We start from the raw sequence: 12,294 nt of genomic DNA on the forward strand, positions 1-12,294 counted from the left end.
GCTATTGTAAGTTTACGATGCTATAATATGTTGGGTTGGTTTAACATCCATTTTTTTAACGGTCCGCATAATACCGGCAGCATCAAAACCACACTCAGCCCATAACTCCGGTTGCTCACCATGTTCAATTACCGCATCAGGTATACCTAAACGCACTACATGGGCTTGGTATTTATGATCGGCCATAAACTCAAGTACAGCGCTACCTGCACCACCTTCCAGGCAACCATCTTCAACGGTAATTACTTTGTTGTATTTAGTAAATACTTCGTGCAACAAAGCTTCATCAAGTGGCTTAACAAAACGTAAGTCATAATGGGCAGGGTCGTAACCATCTGCGTTAAGTGCGGCAACTGCTTTAACCACCTCATTACCTATAGCACCGATAGAAAGAATAGCCAAATCTTCGCCATCACAAATTTTACGGCCTTTACCTATAGGTATAGCTTTCATAGGGCGTTGCCAGTCAACCATTACACCGTTACCACGTGGGTAACGTATAGTGAATGGACCAACATTCTCTTGTTGTGCAGTATACATCAGGTTGCGCAGTTCCTCCTCGTTCATCGGGGCCGATACTACCATGTTAGGGATGCAGCGCATATAAGCTAAATCGTAAGCACCGTGGTGGGTTGGTCCGTCGGCGCCGGCAAAGCCTGCCCGGTCAAGACAAAGTACCACATTAAGCTTCTGGATGGCTACATCGTGCACTACCTGGTCAAAGGCACGTTGCATAAAACTCGAGTAGATATTACAAAACGGTACCAAACCCTGCGAAGCTAATCCGGCCGAAAAGGTAACGGCATGTTGCTCGGCGATACCTACGTCAAAGGCACGCTCTGGCATAGCTTTCATCATCAGGTTAAGTGAGCAGCCGGATGGCATGGCCGGAGTAATACCCATAATTTTAGGGTTTTGCTCGGCAAGCTCTATAATGGTATGTCCAAACACATCCTGGTATTTTGGTGGTTGCGGCTTTTCGTAATAGGTCTTTTTAATTTCTCCTGTAATTTTATCAAACAAGCCGGGTGCATGCCATTTGGTCTGATCTTTTTCGGCCAGTGCATAACCCTTGCCTTTTACAGTTACGCAATGTAGTAGTTTGGGCCCAGGTATGTCGCGCAGATCACGCAGTACTTTTACCAGGTGCTTTACATCATGGCCGTCAATAGGGCCAAAGTATCTAAATTTAAGCGCCTCAAAAAAGTTGCTCTGTTTCAGTACGGTTCCTTTAATGCTTTTTTCAATTTTTTTGGCATACTTTAAAGCATCCGGACCAATGGCTGACAGCTTTGATAATACATAGCCAATATCGGCCCTAAAGCTGTTGTAGGGCTTAGACGTGGTTATGTCGGCCAAATACTCTTTTAGTGCCCCTACATTGGGGTCGATAGACATGTTATTGTCATTCAAAATTACCAGCAAATTACTGTTGGCAATACCTGCATGGTTAAGTGCTTCAAAAGCCATACCGGCCGTCATGGCGCCATCACCAATTACGGCCACGTGCTGCCGGTCGCTTTCGCCTTTGTAATGTGAAGCTACAGCCATACCCAAAGCTGCCGAAATTGATGTAGATGAATGGCCTACCCCAAAAGTATCGTATTCGCTTTCAGTTCGTTTTGGAAAGCCGCTCAGGCCTTTGTATATGCGGTTGGTATGAAAGTTATCGCGCCGGCCGGTAAGTATTTTATGGCCGTAAGCCTGGTGGCCAACGTCCCAAACTAACTGGTCGTAAGGTGTATTTAAAATATAATGTAACGCAACCGTAAGTTCAACCACACCAAGGCTGGCACCAAAATGGCCGCCATTTACCGATACTACATCAATAATGTACTGACGCAGTTCTTGACTAATCTGCTCTAAATCGTCTTCGCTAAACTGCTTTAAATCAGCGGGTGAATTGATTTTTTGAAGTAAATCTCCGGCAGGTACTTGCATGTAGATAAATGAATATAATAACTTACAAAGTAAGCTATTTAAATTGGTATTTTGTTTTACAAATTACAACAGCGCGTTGTTTTTAAGGCTGTTTTGCTGAGAGCGATGTAGCCTTCGCGGCAATAATTTCGCTTTTATAATTTATTGGTTAATACTTTACAAACATGGTTTAGTCTTTGTTTCTTGTGATACATTAATTGTTATAATAAAAGTACTTTCAAATACAAAGTTAATTAAAGTTATTGAATCCTCAAAATATGTTTAATTACTTTCTATCAATCTTTGTATTGGCAACTTGTAATAAATTGGTAGCTCTGAACAGATATTGATTAAAGAAATCTTATCTGCATATTTGAGTATAAGTTACTCAATAAATGAAACCACTTAAACTTCTAATCACAATTTTTACAGCAACGGTTTGCCTACTGGCTGCAGGCTGCAGCAAGCACGAGCCCGGCGTATGGAAAAACGAGGAAATAGCTTCGTCGCAACGAGATAATTTTCACGAAATGAACGCTACACTGCTTGATGGCCTACAGAAGAACAAGCCCGGCATTGTAGAAAGTTTGATGTCGAAAGAACTGCTGGAAAATACCGGTATGCACCGCACTATTGAACTTTGCAGCGTACGTATGCGCTCTAAGAAGACAATAATGTTGGATGAGTACTATGCCGTGCATGATCTTAAACGAGAACAGAAGATTAGTTCGCCCAATCATGGTTTAAATACTTACTACCTCGATTACCAACCCTTAGCTAGGGAGATGTATACAGCTTTATATACTTTGCAAGATGGAGAAGAAAAATGGCTGCTTACAGCTATTTATAACAAACTGGATTACGGATGGCGCTTAACCGACTTAGATTTGAGTCCTTACACCACCAACGGTAAGACAGCAGTAGAGCTTTATCAGCAAGCCAGGCAAAAATACGAGAAAGGCTATTTGATTGATGCCTTAAGCATTATTGATGTAGCACGCGCGAATTCGTTGCCGAATGTAATGTGGCATTATAAGCAGCAGCCGGAAATAGATAGCTTTTACAGCAGTTTGATGAAGCGCATTGAAGAGGCCTATCCGTTTCCTTTAGTCATTAAACAAGTGCCCACACAGCCAAAAATTTTCCGGGTATTTAACCAAAACCGTCCGGAGGGTAGTTGTCCGATGATTTATTACATTTCTAAATTTAATGTAAAAGACAGCGCCGCTGTAAAAAAAGAGCACGAAGCGGTAAAAAAAGTAATTGGGCAAGTAATTCCAGGTATTAATCAGGAGCGTAAATACGTTTACTATATGGTGTTTAATGGAATGCCTGACTGGAAGAGTAAAAATATACCGTACTTAGAGATACGCGATGTGCTGTAATTTTTCTGATTGAGTACTTTTATTTCGATGGTTTGTTTGATGATGATTGGCTAAATAGAGTGTTGTATGACAGATGAGGGTTTTGAAATTCGGTTGCCGCAATTCGAAGGTCCGTTTGATTTGTTGCTGTTTTTTATTGAACGCGACGAGTTAGACATTCATGAAATTGCCATTGCCCGCATTACCGACGATTTTTTAAACTACATTCATCAAATGAGCAGCCTGAACATGGAGGTGGCCAGCGAATTTATTTTTGTGGCTGCCACCTTAATGCGTATCAAGGCTAAAATGCTGCTGCCCCGTTATGAGGCAGAAACAAATGAAAGCGAGGCTGATAGTAAAGAAGACTTGATCCGTAAGCTGATTGAGTATAAACAGTTTAAAGAAGTATGCGAGCAATTGCGCCCGCTCGAAGACGAGCGTTTTAAACAGGAGCGCCGTGGCAATATTGCCGCCGAGTTAGCGGGCATTGAGGCGGTAACCATGCCTGGCGAAGAACTGGCCGATCTTACTCTTTATCGTTTAATGCAGGTTTACGAGCGGGTAAATCGCCGTTACCTGAGCCGGTCTGAAGAGGTAACCCATACTGTGGTGCAATACCCTTATACCATTGAGCAGCAAAAAAAAGCAATTGATGATTTGCTGCGCATCAATGGGCGGCTTGATTTTAATGTAATGCTCAAAAACTCCGAAAACAGAGTTCATTTTATATACAACTTTTTGGCAATGCTCGAGATGTTGCAGCAAGAGTTGATAGACATACAAATAGGGCTTAGTTACAATAATTTTTGGATTGCGCCCAAAACACCACATTGATTTTGATTAACTTAGGCCCCTTGTAAACATCATGAAAAAAGACAAACTGATATTTCAACTATTAGACGATGAGCAGCAACGCCAGGAAGAAGGCCTGGAGCTTATTGCTTCTGAAAATTTTGTTAGCAAACAAGTAATGGAAGCTGCCGGCTCGGTAGCTACTAACAAGTATGCCGAAGGCTTGCCCGGTAAACGTTACTACGGCGGTTGCCAGATTGTTGACGAGATTGAAACCATTGCCATTGAGCGGGCTAAAGAACTGTTTAATGCCGAGTGGGTAAACGTGCAGCCGCACTCGGGCGCACAAGCTAATGCCGCAGTAATGCTGGCCGTGCTGCAACCCGGTGATAAAATTTTAGGCTTCGACCTTTCGCATGGCGGCCACTTAACGCATGGTTCTCCGGTAAACTTTTCGGGTAAAATATATCAGCCTTTTTTTTATGGCGTAAAAAAAGACACCGGTTTAATTGATTACGAACAACTACGTGCTACAGCACTGCAAGAAAAACCCAAACTTATTATTTGTGGCGCATCTGCCTACTCGCGCGATTGGGATTACGCTTTTATTCGCCAGGTAGCCGACGAGGTTGGCGCACTGGTACTGGCCGATATTTCGCATCCTGCAGGTTTAATTGCCCGTGGCTTATTAACCGATCCGCTTCCGCATTGCCATATTGTTACTACTACTACCCATAAAACCTTACGCGGCCCACGTGGCGGACTAATTATGATGGGTAAAGATTTTGAAAACCCATGGGGACTTAAGACTCCTAAAGGTGAGATCAAAAAAATGTCGGCTTTATTAGATGGTGCCGTGTTTCCGGGCACGCAGGGTGGGCCGTTAGAGCATATTATTGCCGCTAAAGCTGTAGCTTTTTATGAAGCGCTGAGTGATAGTTACATGAAATACATTGTACAGGTTAAGCAAAATGCCCAGGCTATTGCGAAAGCGTTAATTGACTTAGGTTACGAAATCGTATCAGGCGGTACAGACAATCACCTGATACTGATTGACCTCAGAAATAAAGGTATTTCGGGTAAGGCTGCCGAGAATGCATTGGTTAATGCCGACATTACCGTTAATAAAAATATGGTACCTTTTGATGATAAGTCGCCGTTTGTAACTTCGGGGATTCGCATTGGTACAGCTGCGGTAACTACCCGGGGTATGAAAGAAAAGCAAATGGAGCAAATTGCCGAACTGATTGATGCGGTAATTAAAGACCCTGAAAATGAACATTCTTTAAAGAAAGTACGTAAACATGTACATGCGTTAACTGAAAAGTTTCCGCTGTACAAGTAAACAAAACTATTGAGTAAGTAAGTGCATATGGTAACAGAGCATTGGCCGGTACCCGTAAATGAAGGCGAGCGTTTGAAAGCGCTTGAGTCTTATGATATTTTGGATACCATACCCGAAGCTGAGTATGATGCACTTACCCGCTTAGCTTCTTATATTTGCCAGGTGCCGCTTGCGTTTATCTCTTTTATAGATGGTAAGCGGCAATGGTTTAAATCTACCCTGGGGCTTACTATTGATGAAGTGCCCCGTGCCGATTCGTTTTGCCGGTACACCATTATGAGCGATGATTTGGTAGAGGTAGAAGATGCCCGCTTACACGATATATTTTCAGAAAGTGAGTCGGTAAAGGGAGCATTCGGGATTCGCTTTTATGCCAGTGCTCCATTAATTGACCCTGAAGGCTACCGGTTAGGTTCTCTCTGTATATTCGACCACGAACCCAAAATACTTACTGCTGAACAGCGCGATGCCTTGCAAACACTGGCGAGCGAGGTCATGTCGCACCTGGCCATACGCAAGCAAAAAAAGGAGCTGGAGTTCAGACTTAGGCAGCACGAAGATTTTTTTACGCTTTTCAATAGTTCATCAGAAATACATTTTATTGCTGACGAAACCTCCAAGATAGAGCATATTAATAATGCAACAGAATCTATTTTGGGATATAAGCCCGGCCAACTCATTGGACACTCGCTTTGGGAGTTTGTAGTTGGTCAAAACCGCGAACAGTTTGCACAACAAATAGATGTTGGACTGCATACCCATAAATCTTTCGAGATTGAAACTTGTGTTGTTGCTAAAAACGGAGAAGAAAAATGTATAAGCTGGTCGGCTATTAACCATAATGGGAAATGGTATGCCAGCGGCCGGGATATCACCGAGCACAAAAAGGTGCAGGCTCAATTAGAGCAACTCTCATTAGTAGCCAGTAAAGTAAGTAACGGAGTAGCTATTACCGATGCTGATAACCGGATTATTTGGACTAATGAGGCTTTTGAAAGCATAACCGGATACGGTTTTGCCGATCTGAGCAACCGGCAAATGGGCGATGTTTTTAGAGGCGATTACAGCGATCCGAGGATCAACAACCGGATTCAAAGCCTGTTGAAAACGGATAAAGCCTTTGAGGTTGAAGTAAAGATAGAGCATAAAGACGGACATATGATGTGGCTGTCTGTAATGAACTCTCCTGTATTAAGTCGTGAAGGTAAAATTGATAAATACATCAAGATTCTGCTCGATATTACCGCCCGTAAAAATGCAGAAAACGACTTGGAGATTCTCTCGTTTGCTTCAGCTAAATCACCTAGTGGAGTAGTCATACGTGACAAGGACGGTGTCATTTTATGGATGAACGAAGCTTTGGAACATATTCTTGGTTATTCACTGAATGAACTAAGAGGCAAAACCTTTGGTACGATACTCATAGGAGAGCAGACCGATCTTAAAACATTTAGGCACGCTAAGCAAGCCTACGAGCAAAATAAGCCTTACGAGGTAGAAATACAGATATATAAGAAAGATGGTACGCCTGCCTGGGTATTCTTATCTAACAGCCCGTTTTTTAATGATGGAGGAGAATTAGAACGCCAGGTTACCGTTTGTGTAGATATTGACGAGCGTAAAAAAGCTGAAAATCAATTAACCATGTTATCGTTGGTGGCCAGCAGCACGGTAAGCGGTGTGGTTATTAACAATAATGAAGGTAAAGTAGAGTGGGTAAATACCGCTTTTGAAAACATTACGGGCTTTAGTTTAAACGAAGTTAAAAACCAGCATTTAGGAGACGCGCTTAAAGGCGAACTGACCGATTTCGGTATTATCGAAAGAACCCGTGAATTATCGAAAAACAAGCAGTCTTTTGAGGTAGATGTGCTGGCCTATCGTAAAGACAGGCAACCGATATGGCTAACGGTAATAAACTCGGTGATATTAGATGACTCCGGCGCCGTTAGCAAATACATCGAAGTTATTATTGATATAACGGCCAGAAAGAACGCGGAACTGGAATTGGTAGCCGCTAAAGAAGAAGCATTGCAACTAAGCCGGGCCAAAGATATGTTTATATCTGTGATGAGCCACGAGATACGTACGCCGCTTAATGCGGTAATTGGTATGTCGCATTTACTGTCTCAGGACAACGTAGATGAATCTCAAACCGAAAATTTGAAAATTCTTAAGTTCTCTGCCGAAAACTTGATGACGCTGATCAATGACGTTCTCGATTTTACGAAAATAGAAACCGGCAACATTGAGCTTGAAAAGGCTAAGGTTGACTTGCGCGATTTAGTACACAGCGTAGTTAGTTCTATGCAATTTAAAGCCGCTGATCATCATATTTATTTTAGAGAAGATATTGCGGCTGATGTACCTGATTGTATTTTGGGTGATCGTACTCGTTTGGTACAGATACTGCTCAATCTGGCCGGTAATGCTGTTAAATTTACCGAGCAGGGTGGAGTAACTATTGAATTAAGTGTGGTTGCACAAAGCGCCTGCGAAGTAACCATCAGGTTTGCAGTTAATGATACAGGTATTGGTATTGCTGCCGATAAAACTGATACTATCTTCGAATCATTTAAGCAGGCTGATACTGATACCACGCGTAAATATGGAGGTACAGGCTTAGGCTTGGCTATAACCAAACGTTTGATAGAGTTGCATCATTCACATATCAACGTAGATAGTACACCCGGTGTAGGGTCAAGCTTTTGGTTTGAAATTAATTTTAAGAAAGCAAATAATTCTGTTGTGGCTGATACTGATAATACCCTAAACGGACTGAATATTAATGTGCTGGTAGTAGATGATAATCAGATTAATCGTTTATTAATCAACAAGGTTTTAAAAAAATGGGGCATCCAGGCCGAGTTTGCCGAAAATGGATTAGATGCTGTTGAAAAGGTAACTACCAAGGCAGATTATGATGTGGTGCTAATGGATATACACATGCCTGTGATGGGTGGACTGGAAGCAACAGGTGTTATTCGTTCAAAAAAAGAAGAGTATTTTAAAAATCTGCCTATTATTGCGCTTACGGCTTCGATGCTTAATAATCAATTAGGCGAAATCAAAGAATCGGGCATGAATGATTTTATCCTGAAACCATTTGACCCTAAAAATCTGCACGAAAAGTTGAGCCGCTACCAAAGGCAATAAAAAAGCAGGAGCCGCTTTTTACAACAACTCCTGCCAATCGATTATAATTCAAACTTGCCGGGTATTTGTACGCCGGTAACCTGCATAAGGTTTCATCTAATCTTAATAAGTTAATAAAAATCTCTTAATAGCTTATCTATCAGCAGGTAAATTTTGGGTGCTGCTTTATCATTTTGATATAATCAGGGTTAGTTTACCCGGTGTAGGCTATCGCTGCGATACTTAATTTTACGCCTGGTATTTTCAGGAGCTCCTGAGCACAGGCTTCAAGGGTAGAACCTGTCGTAACAATGTCGTCTACCAACAGTACATGTTTCCCTTTTAATGTTTCCGGGTTGGTAATGGCAAATACCTGCTGCATATTGGTAAATCGTTCAAATCGGTTTTTCCGGGTCTGCGTAGATGTTTTTACGCTACGTATTAATTGATGCTTAATAACCGGTGCATTTAATTTTTGAGCCAGGCCTTGTGCAAAATGCGAACTCTGATTGTAGCCCCGTTCGCGCATCCTGCTTTTATGCAACGGTACAGGAATAATAGCATCAACATTTGAAAAGGTTGAGGTTTGCGAGAGTTGCTCCCCTGCTATAGCACCAAGCCGGTTGCCAATGGCCGGCATGTTTTTATACTTAAGCTGATGCATCAAGTGTTGTACATGGCCGCCCTTTTCAAAGTATAACAGAGCATATACACCTTGCAGGTCTGCCTTGCCCCAAAATTGGCGGGCCACTACATTATCTGGCTGTAAATGAAAGCCGGTATATGGAAGGTTAAAAAGACAGTTGGTGCACAATAAGTGCTCAGAACCCAGCAAGCTGCCATTGCACGCCTGGCAAAGCCGCGGGAACAGTAGATTTATAAAATTGCCTATATAAGTATTGTGCAGGTTCATGCACGGAAGTTAATTTATTTAAGCAGCCCTGCCAAAAGCAGATGTTATATTGCCATCAATAAAAAGAGGATAGTTGCCTAAAAGCAATTAAGCAACAACGGCTTTGTCTTTTACAGCCAGTTGCCCGCAAGCGGCATCAATATCTTTTCCGCGGCTACGGCGTACGTTGGTAATAATGCCCTGTTTGCGTAAATAAGCGGCAAATGCATCAATTTTATCTTCCCCGGCGTTTAAAAAGTCGGCAAACGAGATTGGGTTGTACTCAATAATATTAACCTTGCAGGGCAGGTGCTTACAAAACCTGGCCAGTTCCATGGCATCCTGTAATTCATCATTAAAATTATGAAATACGATATACTCGTAGGTAACCGGGTTTTTAGTTTTGTTATAATAGTACTTTAAAGCTTCGGCCAGTGCTTTAAGCGAGTTTTGCTCGTTAATAGGCATAATCTGGTTACGCTTTTCATCGTTGGCAGCGTGCAGGGATAAGGCCAAATTAAATTTTACCTGGTCGTCGCCCAGCTTTTTAATCATCTTGGCAATACCGGCGGTAGAAACTGTAATTCTTTTAGCAGCCATGTTCAAGCCATCCTCGGCAGTAATGCGCTCAATAGATTTAAGTACATTGCTGTAATTAAGCAACGGTTCGCCCATGCCCATATATACGATGTTGGTGAGCGGAATATTATAGTTTTGCTGTGCTTGCTGGCTTAACAGCACAACCTGATCATAAATTTCGTCGGGGTTAAGATTGCGCTTACGATCCATATACCCGGTAGCGCAAAACTTACAGGTAAGGCTGCAGCCTACCTGAGACGATACGCAGGCCGTCATGCGCTCGGTGGTTGGAATTAAAACTCCTTCAATTAAATGAGTGTCGTATAATTTAAAAGAATTTTTTATAGTTTTATCCGCGCTAAACTGTGAGGTGTTAATCACCGCATGATTGATGGTAAAATGCTCATCCAGTTTTTTGCGAAGTTCTTTTGAAATATTGCTCATGTCCTCAAAAGAAAAGCATGATTTTTTCCAAAGCCACTCATAAACTTGTTTAGCCCTGAAGCCTCTTTCGCCCAGGTTTACAAATTGCTGAGTAAGAGCTTCCAAGCTCAAGCTACGGATATCAGTTTTACTGTTGCTTGCATTCACAATACAAATGTAAACAAAAAATACCCTGCTACCTTTGTTGGCAAGTTTTTGAATTGTAAAATTAAAAACAACAACTTAAAGTTAATTGTAATAATGTTTTTTAATAACATTACATTTAAGCTTAATGATGGGTGAGGGTGAATGATAAATTTCATTTAAATGAAAAGTTTTAAAGCCGATTACGTTTTTCCTGTAAGTGCCGATCCGATAAAAAATGGAATAGTTACCGTTGATGATTACGGTAAGATTATCTCAGTCAGTACTCATGCCCTTCCCGATGCACCAGTGGAACAGCTTAGTGGCATTATATGCCCCGGGTTTGTAAATACGCACTGTCACCTCGAGTTGTCGCATCTTAAAAATTTAACTCCCCGGCAAACGGGTTTAGTAGAGTTTATTAAATCAGTACAGCAATTGCGTGGTGCCAGCGAAGACGTGGTAACCCAAGCTGCGCTTGCTGCTGATGAAGAAATGTATAACAATGGCATTGTAGCCGTTGGCGACATATCTAACAGCATTAACAGCCTGGAAGCAAAAAAGCAAAGCAAGCTATACTACCACACCTTTGTTGAGGTGTTTAGCTTTTTGCCCGAGCGGGCCGAAGAGGCTTTTGAAAACGCTTTAGAGCTTCAAAAACAGTTTAAGCCACTGGCTGCCTCTATTACACCGCACGCTCCATACTCAGTTTCAAAAGATTTATTCAGGCTCATTAAAAACTATAGTGATGCCAACGAAAATCTGCAGAGCATACACAACCAGGAGTGCGAAGACGAGAATAAGTTTTACAGATATAAACTTGGTGCTTTTAACGACCTGTATAAAACCTTAGGGATAGACATCAGCTATTTTAAACCTCAGGCCCGAAACTCTATACAATCGGTATTGCCGCTCTTAAGCAGCCGGCAAAATATACTGATGGTACATAATACGTGTACCAACTTAAAAGATATATATTTTATTAAACGTTTCGACCGCAAAATTAACTGGTGTTTCTGTCCGTCGGCTAATCTTTTTATTGAAGGGCGTTTACCTAAAATAGATCTGTTTGTAGATGAGGGCTTCAATATTACTTTAGGAACAGATAGCCTGGCCTCAAATGATAAGCTTTGTATTTTAAGCGAAATGCGCATTTTACAGCAGCGTTTTCCGGCTTTAAGCACAGCTATGTTATTAGAATGGGCTACTATAAACGGCGCCAAATTTTTAGGAATCGACGACGAAATTGGTACACTGGAGGTTGGTAAAGCTCCCGGGTTAAATTTGATTACCGGCTTAGACGGTTTGAAAATTACGGACAGCACCGAGGTAAGGCGCCTACTTTAAATTGCTTTTAATTATTGTATAAGCCGTATAATTGCACTTGAAATTTTACCGGCTATGATTAAGCATTTAGATATTACCGTGCGGGGAAAGGTGCAGGGCGTGTTTTACAGAGCCAGCACTAAAGCTGTTGCCGACCAGTTAGGCGTTAAAGGCTGCGTAAAAAACATGCCTGACGGTAACGTATTTATTGAAGCCGAAGCAGAAGCTACTTTGCTTGACATGTTTTTAGAGTGGTGCCACGAAGGGCCTGAAAGGGCACGTGTAACTGCTGTTGAAAGCCAGGGAGGCGAGTTAAAAAACTATCGTAACTTTGAGGTAGTAAAAAGGTAAGCGGTTTTAAAGAAGGGGAA

9 protein-coding genes are annotated in these 12,294 nt (G+C 41.8%); 6 read left to right on the plus strand and 3 right to left on the minus strand.

Annotated elements, in window-relative coordinates; all coding sequences use genetic code 11:
* Positions 1-12 precede the first annotated feature (12 nt).
* Positions 13-1,941, minus strand: a complete 1,929-nt coding sequence (gene dxs, locus AAGR14_RS02590; RefSeq protein WP_342647039.1) for a 1-deoxy-D-xylulose-5-phosphate synthase — start codon at positions 1,939-1,941, stop codon at positions 13-15.
* A gap of 374 nt (positions 1,942-2,315) precedes the next feature.
* On the opposite strand from dxs, the gene AAGR14_RS02595 reads away from it, so the two are divergent.
* The 4 genes from AAGR14_RS02595 to AAGR14_RS02610 all read left to right on the plus strand — a co-directional run bounded on the left by AAGR14_RS02595 (position 2,316) and on the right by AAGR14_RS02610 (position 8,580).
* Positions 2,316-3,305 (plus strand): hypothetical protein, encoded by a 990-nt coding sequence (locus tag AAGR14_RS02595; protein ID WP_342647040.1) that lies wholly within the window; start codon positions 2,316-2,318, stop codon positions 3,303-3,305.
* Between the two features lie 66 nt (positions 3,306-3,371).
* Positions 3,372-4,121 (plus strand): segregation/condensation protein A, encoded by a 750-nt coding sequence (locus tag AAGR14_RS02600; protein WP_342647041.1) that lies wholly within the window; start codon positions 3,372-3,374, stop codon positions 4,119-4,121.
* A gap of 31 nt (positions 4,122-4,152) precedes the next feature.
* Positions 4,153-5,424: a serine hydroxymethyltransferase gene (gene glyA / locus AAGR14_RS02605; RefSeq protein WP_342647042.1), complete on the plus strand. Its 1,272-nt coding sequence runs from the start codon at positions 4,153-4,155 to the stop codon at positions 5,422-5,424.
* 27 nt (positions 5,425-5,451) lie between these two features.
* Complete coding sequence (locus AAGR14_RS02610) at positions 5,452-8,580, plus strand: PAS domain S-box protein (protein ID WP_342647043.1); 3,129 nt, start codon at positions 5,452-5,454, stop codon at positions 8,578-8,580.
* 193 nt (positions 8,581-8,773) lie between these two features.
* Here AAGR14_RS02610 and AAGR14_RS02615 read toward each other — a convergent pair whose 3' ends face one another.
* Both AAGR14_RS02615 and rlmN read right to left on the minus strand, forming a co-directional pair.
* The gene (locus tag AAGR14_RS02615) at positions 8,774-9,472 is read right to left on the minus strand and encodes a ComF family protein (protein WP_342647044.1); all 699 of its coding nucleotides are present in this window, start codon (positions 9,470-9,472) and stop codon (positions 8,774-8,776) included.
* A gap of 87 nt (positions 9,473-9,559) precedes the next feature.
* On the minus strand, positions 9,560-10,621 hold the full coding sequence (gene rlmN / locus AAGR14_RS02620; RefSeq protein WP_342647045.1) for a 23S rRNA (adenine(2503)-C(2))-methyltransferase RlmN: 1,062 nt from the start codon (positions 10,619-10,621) through the stop codon (positions 9,560-9,562).
* Between the two features lie 159 nt (positions 10,622-10,780).
* On the opposite strand from rlmN, the gene AAGR14_RS02625 reads away from it, so the two are divergent.
* Complete coding sequence (locus AAGR14_RS02625) at positions 10,781-11,944, plus strand: amidohydrolase family protein (protein WP_342647046.1); 1,164 nt, start codon at positions 10,781-10,783, stop codon at positions 11,942-11,944.
* A 57-nt stretch (positions 11,945-12,001) separates the two neighbouring features.
* On the plus strand, positions 12,002-12,274 hold the full coding sequence (locus AAGR14_RS02630) for an acylphosphatase (protein ID WP_342648722.1): 273 nt from the start codon (positions 12,002-12,004) through the stop codon (positions 12,272-12,274).
* The last annotated feature ends 20 nt before the right edge of the window (positions 12,275-12,294 follow it).

Source organism: Mucilaginibacter sp. CSA2-8R (genome assembly GCF_038806765.1).
GTDB lineage: Bacteria > Bacteroidota > Bacteroidia > Sphingobacteriales > Sphingobacteriaceae > Mucilaginibacter.